Genomic DNA, 23,479 nt, shown 5'->3' on the forward strand with positions numbered 1-23,479 from the left:
AGCGTGCTCAGTGCGTGTGATGTCCGTTTACTTCTTGCCCTTGTCGGGTTCGCTGATGAAGCGCATGCCAGCGGCACGAATCGCGAAACCGTTCGGATAGCGCAAGTCCGCATACTCGATATCCTTTCCCCAACGTTGCGTGACCGCGCCCCATGCCGCGGTCAGGCGCCTGCTGCGATCGCCCAGCGTGTCCTGATTGCGCTCGCGGCCCAGCTCGACCTGGGTGCCGTTCGACAGCTTCACCGTCCACGCGTAGCGCGGCGACAACGTGACTTCCTCCGGCGTCGCGCCGAGCGGCGCAAACCACTTCTGGAAGTCGTGATAACGCGCGACGACTTCCTTCGCGGTGCCGTCCGGACCGTCGAACGCGGGCAACTCTTCGTCGAGTTCGCCCTGGTTCGCGGTGAACAGCTCGCCGTCCGTGCTCACCAGCTGATCGCTGCCCCACGTGCCCAGCGGTTTGTACTCCTCGAGCGTGACAGCCAGTGCGTTCGGCCAGACCCGCCGCACGCTCGCGTGACGCACCCACGGCATCTGCTCGAACGCCTGCCGCGCGACGTCGAGATCGACCGTGAAGAAGTTGCCCTTCAGCTTGCCGACCACACCCGCGCGCACCGTCGGCGAATTGATGTGCTCGGTGTCGCCGTCGATCTGGATCGCGTGCAGCGCGAAGTTCGGACGCTGGATCAGCCAGTAAGCGCCCGCCGCCAGCAGCACGAGCACCAGCAACGCATGCAATGCGTTGGTGGCGAGATTGAGCTGGCGAACGTTGTTCCACATGGTGTTGCTTTCGGGTTGCCCCGGTTAGTCCTGCAACGTCAGCGCCAGGACGCCGACAACCAGTTCCTGATAGCTGATGCCGACCGCGCGCGCCGCTTTCGGCGGCAGCGAGTGATCGGTCATACCAGGCGCCGTGTTCACTTCGAGGAAATACGGGTTGCCCGCGGCATCCAGCATGAAGTCCGCGCGGCCCCAGTCGGTGCAGCCGAGCACGTCGAACGCGCGGCGCGCGAGCTGCTTCAGACGCGCTTCTTCGGCTGCGGCCAGACCGCACGGAATCAGGTACTGGGTGTCGTTGGCGACGTACTTCGCGTGATAGTCGTAGAACTCGCCGGCCGGCACGATGCGGATCACCGGCAGATCCAGCGTGCCGGCGATGCACGCGGTGTATTCGCCGCCGCCTTCGATGCTCTTCTCGACCACCACGATGCGGTCGTACTTCACCGCTTCGATCAGCGCGGCCGGCAACGCGTCCGCGCTCTTCACCTTGATCACCGCGACGCTCGAGCCTTCGCTGGCCGGCTTCACGAACAGCGGCAGACCGAGCTTCGCGACGATGTCTTGCGCGCGCGCTTCGTAGTCGTCGCCGCGCAGCACTGCTTCGAACGGCGGCGTCGGAATGCCGAGCTGCTGCCACACGAGTTTGGTGCGGAACTTGTCGAGACCGAGCGCCGAACCGAGCACGCCGCTGCCGGTGTAGCGGATGCCGTAAAAGTCCAGCGCACCCTGGATCTGGCCGTTCTCGCCGTAGCCGCCATGCAGCGCGTTGAACGCGCGCACGAAGCCTTCGTCCTTCAACGCGGACAGCGGACGCTCGGCCGGATCGAACGGATGCGCGTCGACGCCCGCATCGCGCAGGCCCTGCAACACCAGACGCCCGGAATTGAGCGACACCTCGCGCTCGGCGGAATTACCGCCGAGCAGCACCGCCACCTTGCCGAATTTTTTCGGATCGATACTGCTGCTCATCTCACACCTTCTGTTCCTGAGCGAGGCGACCCGGCACACCGCCGATCGAGCCCGCGCCCATCGTAATCACCACATCGCCGTCGCGCACCACCGCGCAAAGCGCGTCCGGCACTTCATCCACCGTATCGACGAACACCGGCTCGACCTTGCCCGCGACCCGCAGCGCGCGCGCCAATGCGCGGCCGTCGGCGGCGACGATCGGCGCTTCGCCGGCCGCATACACCTCGGTCAGCACCAGCGCATCGACGGTCGACAGCACCTTGACGAAATCCTCGAAGCAATCGCGCGTACGCGTGAAACGGTGCGGCTGGAACGCCAGCACCAGACGCCGGCCCGGGAACGCGCCGCGCGCCGCCGCCACCGTGGCGGCCATTTCGACCGGGTGATGACCGTAGTCGTCCACCAGCGTGTAGCCGCCCACCGCATTGCCGTCGCTGAACACCGGCACTTCGCCGTAGCGCTGGAAGCGCCGGCCGACGCCGTTGAAATCCGCCAGCGCTCGCTGGATATCGGCATCTTTCACTTCAAGTTCAGTCGCAATCGCAATCGCGGCCAGCGCGTTCTGCACGTTGTGCTCGCCCGGCAGGTTCAGCACGATGTCGAGCGGCGCCGCGTCTTCGCGCAGCGCGGTGAAATGCATGCGGCCTTCGCGCGCTTCGACGTTGACCGCGCGCACCTGTGCGTCGGCCGCGAAGCCGTAGCGGATGATCGGCTTCGACACGAACGGCAGGATCTCCTTCACGTTCGGATCGTCGACGCACAGCACCGCAATGCCGTAGAACGGCAGACGGTGCGTGAACTCGATGAACGCCTGCTTGAGCCGCGCGAAGTCGTGCCCATAGGTGTCCATATGATCGGCGTCGATGTTCGTGATGACTTCGATCACCGGGAACAGGTTCAGGAACGACGCGTCCGACTCGTCCGCCTCGGCGACGATGAAGTCGCCGGTGCCGAGACGCGCATTCGCGCCCGCGCTGATCAGCCGGCCGCCGATCACGAAAGTCGGATCGAGCCCGCCGGCGGCGAGCACGCTCGCGACCAGCGAGGTCGTGGTGGTCTTGCCGTGCGTGCCGGCAATCGCGATGCCCTGCTTCAGCCGCATCAGCTCCGCGAGCATCACCGCGCGCGGCACGATCGGAATGCGCCGATGGCGTGCTTCGAGCACTTCCGGGTTGTCGCTGCGCACCGCGGTCGAGACGACCACCGCGTTCGCGCCTTCGATGTTCTCTGCCGCATGGCCGATCGAAATACGCGCGCCGAGTTTGGCGAGACGTTCGGTCACCGCGTTGCCCGACAGGTCCGAGCCGCTCACCTGATAGCCGAGGTTGACCAGCACCTCGGCGATGCCGCTCATGCCGACGCCGCCGATGCCGACAAAATGAATGTGTTTGACGATGTGTTTCATTGCTTTCCTTCTGGGCTCACGCCCGCCATCGAACCCGCACCCGCCACCGTCGCGCAGATCTGCGCGACCTGTTCGGTGGCATCCGGTTTCGCGAGCGAGCGCGAACGCTCCGCCATGGACGCGAGACTGTCCCGCGTCTGGCTGCGCAACCAGTCGGCGAGTTTTTCCGCCGACAGATCGCGTTGTTGCACGACCAGCGCCGCGCCGTTGTCGGCGAGAAACGCTGCATTGGTGGTCTGGTGATCGTCGACCGCGTATGGGAACGGCACGAACAGCGCGGCGACGCCGACCGCCGAAATCTCCGACACCGTCATCGCGCCCGAGCGGCAGATCACCAGATCGGCCTGCTCGTACGCGCTCGTCATGTCGTCGATGAACGGCACCAGCGTCACGTCCGCGCCGGCCTGCAAGCCGGCTGCCGCGTAGTTCTCGCGCAGCGCGTCGATATGCCTGGCGCCCGCCTGATGCACGATGCGCGGCCGTTCGCTGGCGCCGAGCAGCGCGACCGCGCGCGGCACCACTTCGTTGAGCGCCGCGGCGCCGAGACTGCCGCCGACCACCAGCACGTTCAGCGGACCGCTGCGCTGCGCGTAGCGTGCTTTGGGTGCATTCGCGCGCGCAAGTTCCTCGCGAATCGGATTGCCGGTCCACTCGCCGCGCGGCAACGCATTCGGAAACGCGACCAGCACGCGCTTCGCGAGTTTCGCGAGCACCTTGTTGGCGAGACCGGCGATCGAATTCTGTTCGTGCAGCACCAGCGGCCGGCCGCTCAGCGCGGTCATCAGACCCGCCGGGAACGTGATGTAGCCGCCCATGCCGAGCACCACGTCGGGCTTCACGCGGCGCAGCACCGAAAAGCTCTGCGTGCATGCGCGCAGCAGATTGACCGGCAGCATCAGCTTGGTCTTGATGCCCTTGCCGCGCACGCCGCCGAAGCGCACGTATTCCATCGGAATGCCGTGTTTCGGCACCAGCGTCGCTTCCATCCCCGCCGGGTTGCCGAGCCACACGACGTTCCAGCCCCACGCCTGCATCAGATGCGCGACCGCGAGCCCGGGGAACACGTGTCCTCCGGTGCCGCCGGCCATCACCATCAGCGTGCGTTGCCGCGCGAGGGTCATACTTTCCCTCCGCGCATCAATACCCGGTTCTCATAGTCGACCCGCATCAACACCGCGATCGCCACGCAGTTCAGCACGATGCCCGAGCCGCCGTAACTGACGAGCGGCAAGGTCAGACCCTTGGTCGGCAGCAGGCCGAGGTTCACGCCCATGTTGATAAAGGTCTGCGCGCCGAACCAGATGCCGACGCCCTTCGCGACCAGACCCGCGAACGTGCGATCGAGCGCGAGCGCCTGACGGCCGATCTCGAACGAGCGGCGCACGATCCAGTAGAACATCAGGATCACGACCAGCACGCCGACGAAACCGAGTTCCTCGCCGATCACCGCGAGGATGAAGTCGGTATGCGCTTCCGGCAGATAGTTGAGCTTCTCGACGCTGCCGCCCAGGCCGACGCCGAACCACTCGCCGCGCCCGAACGCGATCAGCGAGTGCGTCAGCTGATACGCCTTGCCCTGCGCGTAGCGGTCGTCCCACGGATCGAGGTACGCGAAGATCCGTTCGCGCCGCCACGGCGACGCCCACACCAGCAGCGTGAAAGTGCCCACCGCGGTCGCCACCAGGCCGCCGAACAGCTTGCCGTTCACGCCGCCGAGGAACAGCACGCCCATCGCGATCGCCGCGATCACCATGAACGCGCCCATGTCCGGTTCGAGCAGCAGCAGCATGCCGACGAGGCCCACCGCGACGGCCATCGGAAGAAAGCCCTTCGCGAAGCTGTGCATGTATTCCTGCTTGCGCACCGTGTAGTTCGCCGCGTAGATCGTCACCGCGAGCTTCATGATTTCCGACGGCTGCATGTTCGTGATGCCGAGCGGAATCCAGCGGCGCGCGCCGTTCACGCCCTTGCCGACGTGCGGAATCAGCACGATCACGAGCGCGACCAGCGAAATCAGAAAGAGCTTCGGCGCGTACTTGTCCCACGTCGAAATCGGCACGCGGAACGCGACGACGCCGATCACCGAACCCATCACGACGAAGATGATCTGGCGCACGAGGAACGCCCAGTCGCGGTACGACGAATACTTCGGCGAATCGGGCATCGCGATCGACGCCGAATACACCATCACGACGCCGAGCCCGAGCAGCGCGACGACCACCCACAGCAGCGAGTGGTCGTAGTCGAGCATGCGCGAGCGCAGCGGCCGCACGCCGTTGACCGCGCTCGCCAGACCGCTGCCGCCGCCGCGCGTGGAGCGCGTCGCGCCGCCGTTGCCGGCGGCTTCGCGTGAGCCGAAACGTTCCGACCAGCTCATATCATCGTCCCCCGTTCGGCCGCGATTTCTTCGACCGTGTCGCGGAAAACCGCCGCACGGTGCGCGTAACCCTTGAACATGTCGAAGCTCGCGCACGCGGGCGACAGCAGCACCGCGTCGCCCGGCTGCGCGAGCGCGGTGGCCGCGCGCGTCGCTTCTTCGAGCGTCGCGTGATCGGTCATTGCGATGCCGGTGTGTTCGAGCGCCGCGCGAATCTGCGGCGCGTCGCGGCCGATCAGCATCACCGCCCGGCACCAGCGCATCACCGGCGCGGCGAGCGGTTCGAACGCCTGGCCCTTGCCGTCGCCGCCGGCGATCAGCACGATGCGCTGCGCGAGACCGTCGAGCGCGGCAACCGTCGCGCCGACGTTGGTGCCCTTGCTGTCGTCCACGTAATCGATCCCGTCGATCGATGCAATCAGTTCCACCCTGTGCGGCTCGCCGCGATACTCGCGCAGACCGTGCAGCAGCGGCGCGCCGGGCAGGCCGACCGCGCGCGCGAGCGCATACGCGGCCAGCGCGTTAGCGGCGTTGTGCAGGCCGCGAATCCGCAGTGCGTCGGCGGGCATCAGGCGCTTGAGCGCGATATCCGGCGTCGCCGCCACTTCGTTCTTGCGACGCCGCTTCGGCGCCGGTTCGTCGCTCGCGTCGCGGTCGTGCGCGACCGCCAGCCAGACGATCCCGTTGTCGCGCAGCAGACCGTAGTCGCCCACGTTATGCGGCTCGGTCACGCCGAACGTGACGACCTCGGCCTCGCCGGCCGCGTCCGCCAGCGACATCACGCGGGCGTCGTCGCGATTGAGCACGCGCACGGTCTGTGTACCGAAGATGCGGCCCTTCGCGGCAGCGTATGCATCGAGGCCGCCGTGCCAGTCGAGGTGATCCTGCGTGATGTTCAGCACCGCCGCCGCATCCGGCGTAAACGTGTGCGAGGTCTCCAGCTGGAAGCTCGACAGTTCAAGCACCCACACGTCGGGCAGCGCGGTCTGGTCGATCGCATCGCTGAGCTTGTCGAGCAGCGACGGGCTGATGTTGCCCGCCACCGCGACCTTCTTGCCCGCGCGTTCGCACAACAAGCCAGTCAGGCTCGTGGTGGTGGTCTTGCCGTTGGTGCCGGTGATCGCGATCACCTTCGGCGCGTAGCCCGACTCACCGAGCGTGCGCAGCGCCTGCTGGAACAGTTCGAGTTCGCCCCACACCGCAATGCCCTGCTCGCGCGCGGCGCTGATCAGCGGCAGCAGATCGGCGGCGAGCGGCGACAGCCCCGGGCTGATCGCGACCAGTTCGACACCTTCGAGCAGCGCCGGCGAAAACGGGCCGCCGACGAACTCGGCGTCGACCCGATGTGCTTCGAGCGCCGACAGGTTCGGCGGCACCTCGCGCGTATCGGCCACTCGCAGCCGACAGCCGTGCCGCGCGCACCAGCGCGCCATCGCGAGACCGGATTCACCCAGTCCCAGCACGAGCACCATCGGCTTTTGCCGATCCCGAAACTTCTCGCCGAACATCGCCTTCCCTTTCTAGACTTCGCGCGCCGCTTAACGCAGCTTGAGTGTGGACAAACCGAACAGACACAGCATCAACGTGATGATCCAGAACCGCACCACCACCTGGGTTTCCTTCCAGCCGGACAATTCGAAATGGTGATGCAGCGGCGCCATCTTGAAGAAGCGCCGCCCTTCGCCGTAACGGCGCTTGGTGTATTTGAACCACGTGACCTGCAGCATCACCGACAGCGTTTCGGCGACGAAAATGCCGCCCATGATGAACAGCACGATCTCCTGGCGCACGATTACCGCGACCGTGCCGAGCGCGCCGCCGAGCGCGAGCGCGCCGACGTCGCCCATGAACATCTGCGCCGGGTGAGTGTTGAACCACAGGAACGCGAGGCCCGCGCCGCCCATCGCCGAGCAGAAGATCAGCAATTCGCCCGCGCCCGGAATGTGCGGAAACAGCAGGTACTTCGAATAGACCGAGCTGCCCATCACGTACGCGAACACGCCGAGAGACGCGCCGACCAGCACGACCGGCATGATCACGAGGCCGTCGAGGCCGTCGGTCAGATTCACCGCGTTGCTCGCACCGACGATCACCAGATACGTGAGCACGATGAAGCCCCACACGCCGAGCGGATAGGTGATCGACTTGAAGAACGGCACCAGCAGGTCGGCGCGCGCCGGCAGCCCCATCGACAGGCCGCTGCGCACCCACGCCATGAACAGGTCGAAGACCCGCACGTTGTTCGCCTCGGACACGCTGAACGCGAGATACACCGCCGCGAACAGGCCGATCACCGACTGCCAGAAATACTTCTCGCGCGACGACATCCCGCGCGGGTCCTTGTAGACGACCTTGCGGTAATCGTCGACCCAGCCGATCACGCCGAAGCCGAACGTAACGAGGATCACGATCCAGATGAAGCGGTTGGTCAGGTCGGCCCACAGCAGCGTCGCAACGCCGATGCCGAGCAGAATCAGCACGCCGCCCATGGTCGGCGTGCCGGATTTGACGAGGTGGGTTTGCGGACCATCCTTGCGGACGGCCTGGCCGACCTTCATCGCGGTCAGCTTGCGAATCACCGCCGGGCCGCAGACGAGCCCGATCAACAACGCGGTGATGGACGCCATCACCGCGCGAAACGTCAGATAACTGAACACGCGCAGGAAGGTTGCGTCATTCTGCAGCCATTGCGCCAGCGCCAGTAGCATGCTTCGGTCCTTCTATTTCAATGTGCGGCGGGCGTGTTGCCCGCAGCGTTGGGTTGTGGACTCGTAACGGCGTCCACCACGCGCTCCATCTGCATGAAGCGCGAGCCTTTCACGAGAAGCGTTGCTGCCGCGCCGAAGCCGGCCTGCTCGAGTTGCGCGACCAGCGCGCCGACATCGGCGAAGTGGTGCGCAGTTGTGCCGTATGCGCTGCACGCGTCGCGCGAGGCGTCGCCCAGTGCATACAGCGCGTCGATACCGCGCTCTTTCGCATATGCACCGATTTCGCGGTGAAACGCCGGACCGTGGTCGCCGACTTCGCCCATGTCGCCCATTACGAGCACTCGCGGCGATGCGCGCGAGGCGAGCACGTCGATTGCCGCGCGCATCGAATCGGGATTCGCGTTGTAGGTGTCGTCGATCACGGTCGCGCCGGCCAGCGTGCCGAGCGCCGCCTGCTTGACCTGCAGACGGCCCTTCACCGGGCCGAACGATTCGAGACCGCGTTTGATCGCATCGAGCGACACGCCGGCGGCCAGCGCCGCCGAGGTCGCGGCGAGCGCGTTGTGCGCGTTGTGGTCGCCGAGTACCTGCAGCGTGATGTCGAGGTGGCCTTGCGGGGTCTCGACGCTCAGATGCTTGCCGTCGAAGCGACCCGTCACCGCGGCTTCGGTCGTGCGCTCCGCGTTGTTCAGCGCGAAATCCATGATGCGGTTGCCGGTCGCGGCGACGCGCCAGATGCTCGCGTAGGCGTCGTCAGCGGGGAACACCGCCGTGCCTTCCGGCGGCAGCGCGTGAATCACGCTCGCATGTTCGAGCGCGACCGCTTCGACGGTCGCCATGAATTCCTGGTGCTCGCGCTGCGCGTTGTTGACGACGGCGACCGTCGGCTCGGCGAGCTTCGCGAGCAGTTCGGTTTCGCCCGGATGATTCATCCCGAGTTCGACCACCGCGAGCCGATGCGCGGCGTGCAGACGGAACAGCGTCAGCGGCAGACCGATGTCGTTGTTGAAATTGCCGGCGGTCGCGAGGCGCGCATCCGCGCCGACTGCCGCGGCGAAGATCGACGCGATCATTTCCTTGACCGTGGTCTTGCCGTTGCTGCCGGTCACGGCAACCAGCGGCAACTCGAACTGGCGACGCCAGCCGCGCGCGAGCGCGCCGAGCGCGACCCGCGTATCGGCGACGCGCAGCGTCGGTACAGTCCAGTTGTCCGGCGTGCGCGCCGCCAGTACGGCCGCGACGTTGCGCGCCGCGACTTGCGGCAGGAAGTCGTGCGCGTCGAAACGATCGCCCTTGATCGCGATGAACAGATCGCCGGGGCCGGCGCTGCGGCTGTCGGTCGACACCCGTTCGAAGCGCACGCTGTCGTCGCCGACTACGGTTGCGCCCGGAATTTGCGCGGCTGCCGCGCGTAGTGAAAACATGCTCATTCGCCACCTCCGCGTGCTTGCGTGGCCCGCGCGGCGAGCGCCAGACGGGCATGGTCCTGATCGGAGAAAGCGCGTTTCTTGCCCATGATTTCCTGTGTGGCTTCGTGGCCCTTGCCGGCCAGCACGATCACGTCTTCGCGCGCGGCGCCGCGGATCGCCTGCAGGATCGCGCTCGCGCGGTCCTCGATGCGGCGCGCCTTCGACGCGTCGTGCATGCCCGCCGCGATCTGTTCGATGATCGCGAGCGGATCTTCGCTGCGCGGGTTGTCGCTGGTGACGACGAGGCCGTCCGCGAGGCGCTCGGCGATCGCGCCCATCAGCGGACGCTTGGTCGCGTCGCGGTCGCCGCCGCAGCCGAACATGCAGATCAGTTCGCCGCCGCGCGCGGTCGCGATCGGGCGCAGTGCTTCGAGGGTCTTTTCGAGCGCGTCGGGCGTGTGCGCGTAATCGATTACAACCAGCGGTTCGTCGTTTTGCAGCCGGCCGCCGAGACGTTCCATGCGGCCGTTCACCGGCTCGAGCTTTGCGAGTTCGGCCAGCGCCGCGTCGAACTTCACGTCGGCGGCGAGCAGCGTGCCGAGCACAGCGAGCAGATTGCTGACGTTGAAGAGACCCAGCGTCTGCACCTCGACTTCGGCGTTGCCCCAGTCCGACGTGTCCAGATGGAACGCGGTGCCGGTCGCGGTCGCGCGCACGTTCGATGCGAGCAGCCACGCGTCGGCCGGCGGCATTTGCTGCGTCTGCTGCTGCGTGCCGGCCGGCGCCGGGTCGACGCCATACGCGATCGTGCGCGCGTGGCCCTGCGTGCTCGCGAGCAGACGCCGGCCGGCGGCATCGTCGCGATTGATCACGGCCGCGCGCAGTTCCGGCCACGCGAACAGGCGCGCTTTCGCCGCTTCGTACGCGTCGAAGGTGCCGTGGTAGTCGAGGTGGTCCTGAGTCAGATTGGTGAACACCGCGATATCGAACGCGGTGCCGTTCACCCGGCCCTGATGCAGCGCATGCGACGACACTTCCATCGCCACCGCCTTCGCGCCGGCGTCGCGCAACTGCGCGAGGCTGCGTTGCAGCTGCGGCGCATCGGGCGTCGTGAAACCGGTGTGTGCGAGCTGGCCCGGAAAGCCGCTGCCGAGCGTGCCGACAATCGCGCAGCGTGTGCCGAGCGCCGACAGCGCCGATGCGACCCACTGGCTGCACGAGGTCTTGCCGTTGGTGCCGGTGATGCCGACCGCGAGCATCGCGTCGCTCGGATCCCGATACCACGCGCTCGCGATCGTGCCGGCGAGTTCGTTCAACGCGGGCACCGGGTGTGCGACGGCCGCATCGAGCGTGCCGTTGAAACCTTCGGGCTGCACCAACACGGCGGCCGCGCCGCGTTCGAGCGCGGTGGCGATATGCGGGCGGTTGTCCGCGCCGTCGACCGCGTACGCAAAAAAGCCGTCGCCGGCCACGAGCGTGCGGGTGTCCGCGTGCAGATGCGCGCCCGGCTGCAGGCGCGCCCGCAGCCATGCGAGGGCGTCGGCGACCTGCCGGTGCGCTGGATGTTGCTCGCGCAGCGCGCTCATCGCTCGACTCCTGGATGATTCTTCGTGTTGGCGGAAATGGTCATCTTTTTCACGCCGGCATTCGGGGGCTGCTTCTTCGCCTGAGCCTGGGTGGCCGGCGCGCCGGGCGCGGCCGGCGCCGAGTCGTCGGACACCACCATCTGCTTGACCGGCATGTCCGGCGGCACGTTAAGCGCGCGCAGCGTATCGCCGACGATGCCGGAGAACACCGGGCCCGACACCTGACCGCCGAAGTGGCTGCCGGCGGTCGGTTCGTCGACCGACACCGCGACGACGATGCGCGGATTCGGCATCGGCGCCATGCCGACGAACGACGCGCGGTATTTGGAGTGGTCGTAGCCGTGCGGACCGTGCTTGTACGCGGTACCGCTCTTGCCGCCGACGCGATAGCCGGGCACCGCCGCATCCGGCGACGTGCCTTGCGCGGACACCACGGTTTCGAGCATCGCGCGCACCTGGCGCGCGGTGGTCGGCGAGAAGATCTGCGGGCCGGTAGCCGGCTGGTCGCCCGGCGTGTGAAAGATCGTGACCGGCATGATTTCGCCGTCGTGCGCGATCGCGGTGTACGCGCGGCCAAGCTGGAACAGCGACACCGACAGACCGTAGCCGTACGACATGGTCGCCTGCTCGATCCGGCGCCAGTTTTTCCACTGCCGCAGACGGCCCGCCGCCGCGCCGGGGAAGCCGACCTTCGGCGCCTGACCGAGACCGATGCTCGTATACATATTCCACATCTCTTCCGGGCGCAGCTGCATCGCGATCTTGGTCGCGCCGATGTTGCTCGACTTCTGGATCACGCCGCCGACGGTCAGCACGCCGAAGCCGGCGTCGTCGGTGATCGGCGCGCCGTCCAGCACGAAGTGGCCGTTGCCCGTATCTACCAGTGTATTCGGCGTTACGCGATGCAGGTCGAGCGCGAGCGACACCGTGAACGGCTTCATGATCGAGCCCGGTTCGAAGGTGTCGGTCAGGATGCGGTTGCGCAGCTGGTCGCCGGTCAGGTGCGAGCGGTCGTTCGGGTTGTAGGTCGGGTAATTGACGAGCGCGAGCACTTCGCCGGTGCGCACGTCGATCACCATCGCCGCGCCGGCCTTCGCCTTGAACTTCTCGACCGCCGCTTTCAGGTTCGTGTACGCGATGTACTGGATCTTGCTGTCGATCGACAGATCGACGTCCTTACCGTTGTGCGGCACGACCTGCTCGTCCACATCCTCGATGATGTGGCCCATCCGGTCCTTGATCACGCGACGGCTGCCCGACACGCCCGCGAGCAGCTTCTGGTCGCCGAGCTCGACGCCTTCCTGGCCCTCGTCCTCGACGTTCGTGAAGCCGATCAGGTGAGCGGTGATTTCGCCTTCCGGATAGAAGCGCTTGTATTCGTCGCGCGAGTAAATGCCGGGGATTTCCAGCGCGGTGACTTTGGCCGCGACGTCGACCGGCACCTGGCGCTTCACGTAGACGAAGGTCTTGTCTTCCGACAGCTTCCGGCGCAGTTCCTTCTCGCTCATGCCGAGCAGCTTGCCGAGCGCGGTGAGTTTGTCCGCGCCGAGGTCGTCCGGCACCGACTCGGGAATCGCCCAGATCGCGCGCACCGGCAGACTCGTCGCGAGCACGAGGCCGTTGCGGTCGAGAATCTTGCCGCGCGTGGCCGGCAATTCGAGGCGGCGCTGATAGCGGATTTCGCCCTGCTTCAGATAGAACGCGTTACCCGGGCCCTGAATCCAGAACGCGCGCGCGGCCAGCGCGACGAACGCCATGAACAGCAGGAACACGACGAGTTTCGAGCGCCACATCGGCAGACGGACCGAGAGGATCGGATTGGCCGAAAACGCGACGCTCTTGTGAGCCGACGACGATTTTTTCATCGCGCGCCTCCGCGACGGGTCGCGACCGGCGCCGAGGCCGGAGCGGAAGTCGGAATCGGCGCGTCCTGCGCCTTCGCGGCGCCCGCGTCGAGCGTCAGGTATTGGGTACGGCCGGTGGTGACCGACTGCATCTTCAGCGATGCGGTGGCGATCTGCTCGATGCGCGAGGTCTTCGACAGCGCGCTCTGCTGATATTGAAGCTGCGAATAGTCCTGCTGCAGCTGGCGCTCCTGCGATTGGGCGCGCTGCAACTGGATAAAGATCTGACGCTGCTGATTGGTCGCGTTGACGACCGACAAGGCACAGCCCATCACAATGATCAGCAGGAAGATATTGAGGCGGTTCATGGCGCGATCCGCTCCGCCACGCGCATCACGGCAGAACGGGAGCGCGGGTTGTCGGCGACTTCAGCGTCGCTCGCGAATACGCGGCCGATGATCTTGAGCGGCGGGCTGGGCAGGTCGACCGCGCGAATCGGCAGCCGGCGGTCGACCGCCGGCGTACTCGCGTGCGCCTGCATGAATCGCTTGACGATCCTGTCCTCGAGCGAATGAAAGCTGATGACCACCAGCCGCCCCCCTTGCTCCAACAACGACAATGCTGCTTCTAGAACGACTTGCAGCTCCGCAAGCTCTTGATTGACGTGAATCCGTATAGCCTGAAAGGTGCGGGTTGCCGGGTCCTTGCCCTTCTCACGGGTTTTGACGACGTTAGCCACGATTTGGGCAAGCTCGCCCGTGCTGACGAGAGGCCCAAGACGGTCGGACTCTGCCCGGCGAGCAACAAGCGCCTTTGCAATCTGAAAAGCAAACCGTTCTTCCCCATAATCTCGTATCACCTCCGTCAGTTCCTGCACCGTGGCCCGCGCGAGCCAGTCCGCCGCGGACTCGCCGCGCGTCGGGTCCATCCGCATGTCGAGCGGGCCTTCGGCGCGGAAGCTGAAGCCCCGCTCCGGGTCGTCGATTTGCGGCGACGACACGCCCAGATCGAGCAACACGCCCGACACACGCCCTACGCCGCGCTCCGCCATCGCCGAGCGCAGTGAAGCAAAACTCTCGTGCACGATCGCGAAGCGCGGATCCGTGATCTTTTGCGCCGTCGCGATCGCGAGCGGATCCTTGTCGAACGAGATCAGCCGACCCGCTTCGCCCAGCCGCTCCAGCACGAGGCGGCTATGACCGCCACGGCCGAAGGTGCCGTCCACATACGTGCCGTCGGCGCGTGTGACCAGCGCATCGACCGCTTCGTTGAGCAGCACCGTGCGATGCTGCAATTCGTTTCCCATCGCAGATGCCATAAAGTTAAGCCGCGATCAGAACGTGAAGTCTTTCAACGCGTCGGGCATGCCCTCGGCGATCGCCGCCTGTTCCTTCGCGGCGTAAATCTGGGCGTCCCACAATTCGAAGTGACGCCCCATTCCGAGCAAGGTCACTTCCCTCTCCAGCGAGCCGGCCGCGCGCAACTCCGGCGACACGAGCACGCGGCCTGCGCCGTCCATATCCACATCCATTGCGTTGCCGAGAAAAATGCGTTTCCACCAGGCTGCGTTCATCGGCAGCTTGTCGACCTTGTCGCGAAAGATTTCCCATTCGGGGCGCGGAAACAGCCACAGGCAGCCGTCCGGGTGCTTGGTGATCGTCACCCGGCCCTCTGCCTGTGTCTGCAGCGCATCCCGATAGCGAGAGGGAATCGACATCCGCCCTTTCGCATCGAGCGTCAGCGCCGACGCCCCTTGGAACACTTCGCTCTCCCCTCTCGCGACGCTGTTGCGCCGGCTTCCCGATTCGTGAAAATCTACCCGAAAGTGCCACTCAGATCACACAAAAATACACTTTCTCACACTGTCTCCCACTTTAGAGGAACGCTAAACACGGGTCAAGGGAGCCAGTTCGTTTTCGGGCGGATTTTGTTTGCTAGAACAAGGACTTAGCGCGACTCCTTCACATCAGACATAAAACGGAAAACCGTTATAAATGAATGAGCTAGTGAAGCTTGTGAAGGTGATACGTGAAAAGTGCGGGGGAACAGCGCGGATTGAAAGGAATCGTTAAGCGGGTTTGGAGGGATTCAGGCGGGGCTGCGGGGACCGGTGAGAGCGGCGCGCGCGGCGCCGTCCCACTCCTGCAAAACTCGTTCTGGCGAGAGAGCCGCGCGGACCTCGCGACGCTGTGTTCAGCGGCGAGCGCTCCGCGTTTTAGCTCATATGTAATATGCAGTGCGCGTCATCACCTTCGACATCGCGCGCATCAGCGCGCGCGCGGGAAACGGCAACTCGACACCGCCCGCGTCCATTGCGGACTTGCCGTGCTGCGCTTCGTCGATACGCATCTGTTCGACGATCGCGCGCGATTCGTGATCGGCGGCGGGCAGTTGTTCGAGGTGACTGTCCAGATGCTGCTCGACCTGGCGCTCGGTTTCGGCCATGAAGCCGAGACTCACGCGATCGCCCATGCGTCCGGCGGCCAGACCGACGGCCAATGCGCCCGCGTACCACAGCGGATTGAGCAGACTCGGACGCGAGTCGAGCGCTTCGAGACGCTTCGCGGTCCACGCCAGATGATCTTCTTCCTCGGTCGCCGCGTGGTCGAACATCGCGCGTACCGACGGCGAGCGGGTCGCGAATTTCTGCGCCTGATAAAGCGCCTGCGCGCACACCTCACCGACGTGATTCACACGCATCAAACCGGCCGCATGCGCGCGTTCGGCCGCCGACAATTCGGGCGCCTCGGCCAGCGCCGCGGATGCCTTCGGAACCGGCAGCGGACGACTCATCCGCGACACGCCCGTCAGTGAGCGTAAACCCCGATCAAACTCGCTAATCAACTCGTCCAGCAACATAAAGCACTCCGTGATCCGACAACCGGCCGATCGATCCGGATGCTCCGCGCGACAAGGCTTTGCGACGCAAAACCGGCTGCGCGGAAAGCTCGAATCCGCATGAAATTGGCGACCAATTTCCGATTTTAGACCATGTTGCGTAAACGAAACAGGCACCGTCCAGGGCGTCTCCTTTTTCTTTGTCCCATGTATGCCTTTTGTTACATTACGTGGCAACTTCTCGCGAAGTTGGAATAGCAAGGCCCTCAGCGCTAATTAAATATTTCGCCTTGTACAAAAGATTCGTAATCCTTGGAGATCATTCGATGAAAAAGTCGCTTCTCGCTCTCGCAGCATTGGGCGCATTCGCAGGCGTCGCACATGCTCAGAGCAGCGTGACCCTGTACGGTATCGTCGACGTTGGTATCAACATGAATACCAACTCGGGCGGCTCGCATAAGTACGATATGTCCAGCGGCGTCCTGCAAGGCTCGCGTTTCGGCCTGCGCGGCACGGAAGATCTGGGCGGCGGTCTGAAGGCTCTGTTCGTGTTGGAAAACGGCTTTGACGTGACCAACGGCTCACTCGGCCAGAAAGGCCTGATGTTCGGTCGTCAGGCATACGTCGGTCTGGGCAGCCAGTTCGGCACGGTCACGCTGGGTCGTCAGTACGACTCCGTGGTCGACTACGTCGGTCCGTTCGAAGCGGGCGACCAGTGGGGCGGCTACATCGCTGCTCACCCGGGCGACATCGACAACTTCAACAACGCGTACCGCACCAACAACACGGTCAAGTACACGAGCGCGAACTACGGCGGCCTGACGTTCGGCGGCACGTACAGCTTCGGCGGCCAGGCAGGCAACTTCACCGGCAACCAGATCTGGTCGTTGGGCGCTGGCTACAACAACGGCCCGTTGGCATTGGGCGTCGGCTATTTGAACGCACGCACGCCGGCAGCTTCGGGCGGCCTGTTCAACAACGGCGGCACGATCGCGGCACCGGCAGCGGCAGTGACGAGCACGGTGTACTCGGGCTTCACGTCGGCTAACACGTACCAGGTTATCGGTGCAGGCGGCGCATACACGTTCGGCGCGGCAACGGTCGGCCTGACGTACTCGAACATCCAGTTCGGCAACCTGGGCAAGACGTTCGCATCGCCGTTCGCTGGCCAGAAGGCAACCTTCAACAACGCCGAAATCAACTTCAAGTACCAGTTGACCCCGGCACTGCTGGTCGGCGCAGCGTATGACTACACGCGCGGCGACGATATCGAAGGCAGCTCGCGCGCTCAATACCACCAGGGCGCACTGGGCGTGGATTACTTCCTGTCCAAGCGTACCGACGTCTACGTGATCGGCGTGTACCAGCACGCGCTGGGCGACACCGTGACCACGACTGGCCGCGTTGTCGAAGCAACGGCAAACATCAACGGTCTGACGGGCTCGACGACGAACAACCAGTTCGCCGCTCGCGTCGGTATCCGTCACAAGTTCTAATAAGTCGTAAATACGCAGTTGTCTCAAAGGCGCCTTCGGGCGCCTTTTTTTATGCGCGGCGTTTGGGCGCGTGACGCTGGAAATCGGCGAGAAAAAAGCCCGGCGCACTTTCGTGCGCCGGGCTTTGCGGTACTCCTCGACGATGAGCGCTCAGGTGCGCTCAGGTAGGCTTACGCCCTGCCGTCGCGCAACTCGCGACGCAGAATCTTGCCGACATTGCTCTTCGGCAGTTCCGTGCGAAATTCGACCAGCTTGGGCCGCTTATAGCCGGTCAATTGCGTTTTGCAGTACGCGAAGATCTGGTCGTCGGTCAGCGACTGATCTTTCTTCACGACGAACAGTTTGACCGCCTCACCCGAGTGCTGATCGGGCACACCGACCGCGGCAACTTCGAACACGCCCGGCAGCTTCGCGACGACGTCCTCGATCTCGTTCGGATAAACGTTGAAACCGGAGACCAGAATCATGTCCTTCTTGCGATCGACGATCTTCACGAAGCCGTCGGCGCTCATCACGCCGACGTCGCCCGATTTGAAGAAGCCGTCCGCGGTCATCACCTTCGCGGTCTCGTCCGGACGATTCCAGTAGCCGGCCATCACCTGCGGGCCGCGGATGCAGATCTCGCCGGCCTGGCCGGGCGGCACTTCGTTGCCGTCGTCGTCGCGAATCGAGATTTCGGTGGACGGCAGCGGCAGACCGATCGTGCCGCTGTATTCGGTCGCGGTGACCGGATTGCAGGTCACGCACGGCGACGTTTCGGACAACCCATAACCTTCGACGATCGGCGTGCGCGTGAGCTCGAACCAGCGCTTCGCAACCGCTTCCTGCACGGCCATGCCGCCGCCGTTCGCGGTCAGCAGCTTCGAGAAATCGAGCTTGTGGAAATCGGGGCTGTTCAACATCGCGTTATAGAGCGTGTTGACCGCGGGAATCGTCGTGATCGCGTAGCCTTCGAGCGACTTGATCATGCCGGGGATGTCGCGCGGATTCGGGATCAACACGCCGAGACCGCCGGTGCGGATCGTCAGCAGACCGCACACGGTGAGCGCGAACACGTGATACAGCGGCAGCGCTACAACGGTGATGAACTGTTTGATATCGGTGCGATTTTCGCGTACCGGATTGAGCCACACTTCGGACTGCAATACATTCGCGATCAGGTTCCGGTGCAGCAGCGTCGCGCCCTTGGCCACGCCCGTCGTGCCGCCGGTGTACTGCAGAAACGCGATGTCGTCAGGGCCTTGCTGGACCGGCTTGAAGGTCGCGCGCGCGCCTTGCGCGACTGCATCGTTGAACTTGATGTGGCCGGGCAGATTCCACGCCGGCACCATCTTTTTCACCTTGCGCACGACGAAGTTCACGAGCGGCCCCTTGATCCCCATCAGGTCGCCCATCGCCGCGACGACGATATGCTTGACCGGCGTGTTGCGCGCGATCGCCTGCAAGGTGCCGGCGAAATTCTCGAGCAGGATGATCGCTTCGGCGCCGCTGTCCTTCAGTTGATGCTCGAGCTCGCGCGGCGTGTAGAGCGGATTCACGTTCACGACCACATAGCCCGCGCGCAGAATCGCGGCGATCGCGACCGGATATTGCAGCACGTTCGGCATCATGATCGCGACGCGGGCGCCGCGCGCGAGTCCCTTCGACTGCAGCCACGCGGCTAGATTGCGCGACAGCGTATCGAGTTCCCCGTAGCTAATTTCCTTACCCATGCAGACGAACGCCGGCTTCACGCGGTGTTCGCGAAAGGCTTCCTCGAGCAACTCGGCTACCGACGCATAGCGCGTCGGGTCGATCTCTGCGGGAACGCCGGGCGGATAAGATTTCAGCCAGATTTTCTCCATGCAGCGTCTCCTGAATTATTTTCGAATGGTCGTGCTAAAAACGCATCGTAGCATGGGCATATTCCTGCCAATGGCGAAAGCGACGAGGTTAGACGGCGGCCTCGAACTAGCGAGGCCGGGACGCAAGCTCAATGTGCAGCGTGGTTTCAGGCTCGCTCGACTTCGACGAGGCAGTCATAAAACGTCGCCGATCCGCCGAGGTCGGTGAGCGCCTGGCTCGTCAGCTGGTTCGCGTTGTGGCCGTCGGGCGCGAGCTTTTTCCACCAGATCGACAAGCCGACCACGAGGCCCTCGCGCGCCCTGTCGGTCACGCGGGCGCGCGCTTGCATCGAGCCGCGATCGTTGAAGATGCGCACCTGCTCGCCATCGGCGATATTGCGCGCGTGCGCGTCGGCCGGATGGATGTCCAGGTGCGGCTCGCCTTCCGTCGCGCGCAGACTCTCGATGTTCACGAAGGTGCTGTTCAGGAAGTTGCGCGCGGGCGGTGAAATCATCGCGAGTGGATAGCGAGCCGCGAGTTCGGGTGCGCCGTCGGCGGATTCGTAAGGCGGCAGATAATCGGGCAGCGGGTCGAGGCCCTGTTGCGCGAGACGCTCACTATAGAACTCGCATTTACCGGACGGGGTGCGGAAACCGCCCGCGGCGAACGGCGCGTCGGGCAGCTTGAGGCGGGCCCAGCCGTTCTGCTTCAGCGCCGGCCAGTCCACGCCTTCGAGCAGTTTGTCGTCCCAGCGGAAAGCGGCCTGGGCAACGGCTTCGTCGCTGTCGAATAGCGCCGGCTCGGTGAGTCCCATCCGGCGCGCGAGGCCGCGGAAAATTTCCGTGTTCGGGCGCGCGTCGCCGACCGGCTCGACCGCGGGCAGGTTGGCCATCACGTAGGTGTGGCCGTACGACTTGTGCACGTCGAGATGTTCGAGCTGCGTCGTGGCCGGCAGCAGCAGGTCGGCGTAGTCCGCGGTGTCGGTCTGGAAATGCTCGAGCACGATCGTGAACAGATCGTCGCGCGCAAAACCGGCGGCGACCCGCTCGGAGTCGGGCGCGACCGCGACGGGATTCGAGTTGTAGACGACGATCGCCTCGATCTTCGGGCCGAACGTCGCGTCGCCTGGATGCAGCAGCGCGTCACCGATCGCATTCATATTGACGACGCGGCTCGGTTTAGAGGGCCAGCCGGGCATCAGGTCAGGGCGCTGCAATGCATGAGAATCGACCGGCGCCCAACCGCTCGACGACAGCAATGCCCCACCGGAGCGCTCCCGCCATGCGCCGGTCAACGACGGCAGACAGGCGATCGCGCGCACCGCGTTGCCGCCGCCGCGCACCCGCTGCAGACCGTAGTTCAGACGGATCGACGCTTTTTTCGTGCTGCCGTAAAGTCGCGCAAGTTCGGCGATCACCTGCTCTTCGACCCCGCAGATCTCGCTAACCCGCGACAGAGGATAACTGAGCGCACGGGCCTTCAGTTCGGCGAAGCCCAGCGTGTGCGCGGCGATGTACTCGTGGTCGAGCAGGTCCTCGGTGATCAGCACGTTCATCATGCCGAGCGCGAGTGCGCCGTCCGTGCCGGGTTTCAGCGCGATGTGCTGATGACATTTCTCCGCGGTCAGCGAGCGATACGGATCGATCGCAATCAGACGCGCGCCGTGCCGCTTTGCCTCCTGAGCCCGGGTCCAGAAATGCAGGTTCGAAGCGATCGGATTGGCGCCCCAGATCAGGATCACGTCGCTCTCGGCGAAGAACTCCGTGTGCATCCCGATGCCCGCGCCGTACGTGTACTTCAGACCTGCGGCGCCCGCTGCCGCACAGATCGTGCGATCGAGCTGCGACGCGCCGAGCTTGTGGAAAAAGCGCTGCGCAATGCTGTCGCCCTGCACGAGGCCCATCGTGCCCGCGTAGCTGTACGGCAGGATCGCCTCCGGCGCGCGGCGTGCGATTTCCGCGAGGCGGCTGGCGGCGAGTTCGAGCGCCTCATCCCAACTGATCGGCTCGAAACGGCCCTCGCCTTTGCGGCCGATGCGTTTCATCGGCGTCGTCAGCCGCTTCGGATGATTTACCCGGTCGGCGTAGCGGCTGACCTTCGTGCACAGCACGCCTTGCGTGGGCGGATGGTCAGGATCGCCGACTACCTTGATCGCCCGCCCGTTGTCGACGGTCACGCGCATCGCGCAGGTGTCGGGGCAATCGTGCGGGCACACGGCGCGCGCAAATTCGGTCGGGGCGTTCATCGGCAATCTGTCCTGGCGAGCGGTGCGCCGGCGGTGGTCGGGCAAAACAGAATTTTATTACGCCAATCGTCCCCCGGCCCGGGTGGTGCCGCCAAAAAAGCCTTCGGCGTAGAATGAATTATCCCGAGTGCCCCCGGCCGACTGGCCCCGGGCGATCCCACGCAAGTCAAGCGCAAACGCATCCTCACGCCATCATGAAACTGATCCCCGAAATCCAGGCCGCGCGCGGCGAAATCCAGACCCTCCGACGAACCATCCACGCCCATCCTGAACTGCGCTATGAAGAGACGGCGACGGCCGATCTGGTCGCGCGCACGCTCGAGTCGTGGGGCATCGAGACGCACCGAGGGCTGGGCAAAACCGGAGTGGTCGGCGTATTGAAGCGCGGCAATAGTTCACGCGCGATCGGCCTGCGCGCCGACATGGATGCGTTGCCGATTCAGGAGCTGAACAGCTTCAATCATCGCTCGCAAAACGAGGGCAAAATGCACGCGTGCGGCCATGATGGACATACCGCGATGCTGCTCGGCGCGGCGCATTATCTGGCGAAACACGGCGATTTCGACGGCACGATCGTGTTCATTTTCCAGCCCGCCGAAGAAGGGGGCGCCGGCGCGCAGGCGATGATCGACGACGGTCTGTTCGTCAAATTCCCCGTCGATGCAGTGTTCGGCATCCACAACTGGCCGGGCATGCCAGCGGGACACTTCGGTGTCACCGAAGGGCCGATCATGGCATCGAGCAATGAATTCCGGATTGAAATCAAGGGCGTCGGCGCGCATGCGGCGCTGCCGCACAATGGTCGCGATCCGGTCTTTACCGCGGTCCAGATCGCCAGCGGACTGCAAAGCATCATTACGCGCAACAAGAAGCCGCTGGATACCGCGGTCTTGTCGATCACGCAGATTCACGCCGGCGATGCCGTCAACGTCGTGCCTAACGACGCGTGGATCGCGGGCACAGTGCGCACCTTCACCACCGAGACGCTCGATCTGATCGAATCGCGTATGCGCAAGATCGCGGCAAGCACCGCCGATGCGTACGATTGCACCGTCGAGGTCCACTTCCACCGCAATTACCCGCCGACAATCAACAGCAGCGAGGAAGCGCGCTTTGCCGCGTCGGTGATGAAGGAGATCGTCGGCGCGGAAAACGTCGATGATGCGGTTGAGCCCACGATGGGCGCTGAAGACTTTTCCTTCATGTTGCTGGCGAAGCCGGGCTGCTATGCCTTTCTGGGCAATGGCGATGGCGGCCACCGCGATGCAGGCCACGGAGCGGGCCCCTGCATGCTGCACAACGCGAGCTATGACTTCAACGACGAGCTCTTGCCGGTCGGATCGACGTATTGGGTTCGATTGGCGCAGAAGTTTCTCGCGCAGGGGAATTAACCGGGCAAGAGACGTACAGGCGGACGCATATCCCGCCCGCCGATCAGCTGGTTTGTTGTCCGCGCGTTGTCCGGGACGAAACTCTAAAGCAAGAGCCGCGTCGACACGTATGTGTATGTTTGTCGACGCCGGCATCCGGTACGGGCGCCGTATAGGCCGCACAAAGATACGTGTAAACGCAAAAAACCCCACCGCTAGGGTGAGGTTCTATTCTGAAACAGCCGCGTAAACGCCAGAACCCCGGTTCTCTTTCGGAGACACCGGGGTTCTGGACATACAGCATAAGAAGCCTGACGATTACCTACTTTCACACGGGCAATCCGCACTATCATCGGCGTAGAGTCGTTTCACGGTCCTGTTCGGGATGGGAAGGGGTGGGACCGACTCGCTATGGTCATCAGGCATGACGGGTTGCTGCGTCGCTATTGTGAGCGCCACAGCCAATCTGGAAGAAGCGTAAAGGATTCGTGTGTTTGGGGTTGTGTTGTTTCTGGCACAACACCGATCTCAACAGCGTGCTCTTTCACAAGACACACCTGTTATAGGATCAAGCCTTACGGGCAATTAGTATCAGTTAGCTCAGTACATTACTGTACGTGCACACCTG

18 protein-coding genes and 1 rRNA gene are annotated in these 23,479 nt (G+C 64.6%); 2 read left to right on the forward strand and 17 right to left on the reverse strand.

What is annotated here, in order from left to right:
- Nucleotides 1-27: 27 nt before the first annotated feature.
- The 14 genes from BTH42_RS21085 to coq7 all read right to left on the reverse strand — a co-directional run bounded on the left by BTH42_RS21085 (nt 28) and on the right by coq7 (nt 15,937).
- A complete protein-coding gene (locus tag BTH42_RS21085; protein WP_075302962.1) occupies nt 28-780 on the reverse strand; it encodes a cell division protein FtsQ/DivIB in 753 nt (250 codons plus the stop codon).
- Between the two features lie 24 nt (nt 781-804).
- Nucleotides 805-1,749 carry a D-alanine--D-alanine ligase gene (locus BTH42_RS21090; protein WP_075302964.1) on the reverse strand — a complete coding sequence of 315 codons (945 nt, stop codon included), beginning with the start codon at nt 1,747-1,749 and terminating at the stop codon, nt 805-807.
- A 1-nt stretch (nt 1,750) separates the two neighbouring features.
- Entirely contained in the window at nt 1,751-3,154 is a 1,404-nt protein-coding gene (gene murC / locus BTH42_RS21095; protein WP_075302966.1) for a UDP-N-acetylmuramate--L-alanine ligase, read from the reverse strand.
- Nucleotides 3,151-4,275 (reverse strand): undecaprenyldiphospho-muramoylpentapeptide beta-N-acetylglucosaminyltransferase, encoded by a 1,125-nt coding sequence (gene murG / locus BTH42_RS21100; RefSeq protein ID WP_075302968.1) that lies wholly within the window; start codon nt 4,273-4,275, stop codon nt 3,151-3,153. The genes murC and murG overlap by 4 nt, the downstream gene beginning before the upstream one ends.
- Nucleotides 4,272-5,531: a putative lipid II flippase FtsW gene (gene ftsW, locus BTH42_RS21105; protein ID WP_075302970.1), complete on the reverse strand. Its 1,260-nt coding sequence runs from the start codon at nt 5,529-5,531 to the stop codon at nt 4,272-4,274. Before ftsW ends, murG begins: the two co-directional genes overlap by 4 nt.
- On the reverse strand, nt 5,528-7,039 hold the full coding sequence (gene murD / locus BTH42_RS21110; protein ID WP_075302972.1) for a UDP-N-acetylmuramoyl-L-alanine--D-glutamate ligase: 1,512 nt from the start codon (nt 7,037-7,039) through the stop codon (nt 5,528-5,530). Before murD ends, ftsW begins: the two co-directional genes overlap by 4 nt.
- A 30-nt stretch (nt 7,040-7,069) precedes the next feature.
- Nucleotides 7,070-8,239, reverse strand: a complete 1,170-nt coding sequence (gene mraY / locus BTH42_RS21115) for a phospho-N-acetylmuramoyl-pentapeptide-transferase (RefSeq protein ID WP_075302974.1) — start codon at nt 8,237-8,239, stop codon at nt 7,070-7,072.
- A gap of 17 nt (nt 8,240-8,256) precedes the next feature.
- Nucleotides 8,257-9,669: a UDP-N-acetylmuramoyl-tripeptide--D-alanyl-D-alanine ligase gene (murF, locus tag BTH42_RS21120; RefSeq protein WP_075302976.1), complete on the reverse strand. Its 1,413-nt coding sequence runs from the start codon at nt 9,667-9,669 to the stop codon at nt 8,257-8,259.
- Entirely contained in the window at nt 9,666-11,234 is a 1,569-nt protein-coding gene (locus BTH42_RS21125; RefSeq protein ID WP_075302978.1) for a UDP-N-acetylmuramoyl-L-alanyl-D-glutamate--2,6-diaminopimelate ligase, read from the reverse strand. The genes murF and BTH42_RS21125 overlap by 4 nt, the downstream gene beginning before the upstream one ends.
- Complete coding sequence (locus BTH42_RS21130; protein ID WP_075302980.1) at nt 11,231-13,099, reverse strand: penicillin-binding protein 2; 1,869 nt, start codon at nt 13,097-13,099, stop codon at nt 11,231-11,233. Before BTH42_RS21130 ends, BTH42_RS21125 begins: the two co-directional genes overlap by 4 nt.
- On the reverse strand, nt 13,096-13,446 hold the full coding sequence (gene ftsL / locus BTH42_RS21135; protein WP_075302982.1) for a cell division protein FtsL: 351 nt from the start codon (nt 13,444-13,446) through the stop codon (nt 13,096-13,098). The genes BTH42_RS21130 and ftsL overlap by 4 nt, the downstream gene beginning before the upstream one ends.
- Nucleotides 13,443-14,384 (reverse strand): 16S rRNA (cytosine(1402)-N(4))-methyltransferase RsmH, encoded by a 942-nt coding sequence (rsmH, locus tag BTH42_RS21140; RefSeq protein ID WP_075302984.1) that lies wholly within the window; start codon nt 14,382-14,384, stop codon nt 13,443-13,445. Before rsmH ends, ftsL begins: the two co-directional genes overlap by 4 nt.
- 27 nt (nt 14,385-14,411) lie before the next feature.
- On the reverse strand, nt 14,412-14,840 hold the full coding sequence (gene mraZ, locus BTH42_RS21145) for a division/cell wall cluster transcriptional repressor MraZ (protein ID WP_075302986.1): 429 nt from the start codon (nt 14,838-14,840) through the stop codon (nt 14,412-14,414).
- 458 nt (nt 14,841-15,298) lie between these two features.
- A complete protein-coding gene (coq7, locus tag BTH42_RS21150) occupies nt 15,299-15,937 on the reverse strand; it encodes a 2-polyprenyl-3-methyl-6-methoxy-1,4-benzoquinone monooxygenase (protein ID WP_075302988.1) in 639 nt (212 codons plus the stop codon).
- Between the two features lie 305 nt (nt 15,938-16,242).
- Between coq7 and BTH42_RS21155 the strand changes: the two genes are divergently transcribed.
- Entirely contained in the window at nt 16,243-17,412 is a 1,170-nt protein-coding gene (locus tag BTH42_RS21155; protein WP_075302990.1) for a porin, read from the forward strand.
- A gap of 170 nt (nt 17,413-17,582) precedes the next feature.
- Here the strand turns inward: BTH42_RS21155 and BTH42_RS21160 are convergent, their stop codons facing one another.
- Entirely contained in the window at nt 17,583-19,256 is a 1,674-nt protein-coding gene (locus BTH42_RS21160; protein WP_075302992.1) for a long-chain fatty acid--CoA ligase, read from the reverse strand.
- A gap of 146 nt (nt 19,257-19,402) precedes the next feature.
- Nucleotides 19,403-21,481, reverse strand: a complete 2,079-nt coding sequence (locus BTH42_RS21165) for a molybdopterin-dependent oxidoreductase (RefSeq protein ID WP_075302994.1) — start codon at nt 21,479-21,481, stop codon at nt 19,403-19,405.
- Nucleotides 21,482-21,675: 194 nt separating this feature from the next.
- Between BTH42_RS21165 and BTH42_RS21170 the strand changes: the two genes are divergently transcribed.
- Nucleotides 21,676-22,872: a M20 aminoacylase family protein gene (locus tag BTH42_RS21170; protein WP_075302996.1), complete on the forward strand. Its 1,197-nt coding sequence runs from the start codon at nt 21,676-21,678 to the stop codon at nt 22,870-22,872.
- Nucleotides 22,873-23,160: 288 nt separating this feature from the next.
- Here BTH42_RS21170 and rrf read toward each other — a convergent pair.
- Nucleotides 23,161-23,274: ribosomal RNA gene (gene rrf / locus BTH42_RS21175) — 5S ribosomal RNA — on the reverse strand.
- Nucleotides 23,275-23,479 lie beyond the last annotated feature (205 nt).

The sequence above is a fragment of the Burkholderia sp. SRS-W-2-2016 genome, assembly GCF_001931485.1.
Classification (GTDB): Bacteria; Pseudomonadota; Gammaproteobacteria; order Burkholderiales; family Burkholderiaceae; genus Paraburkholderia.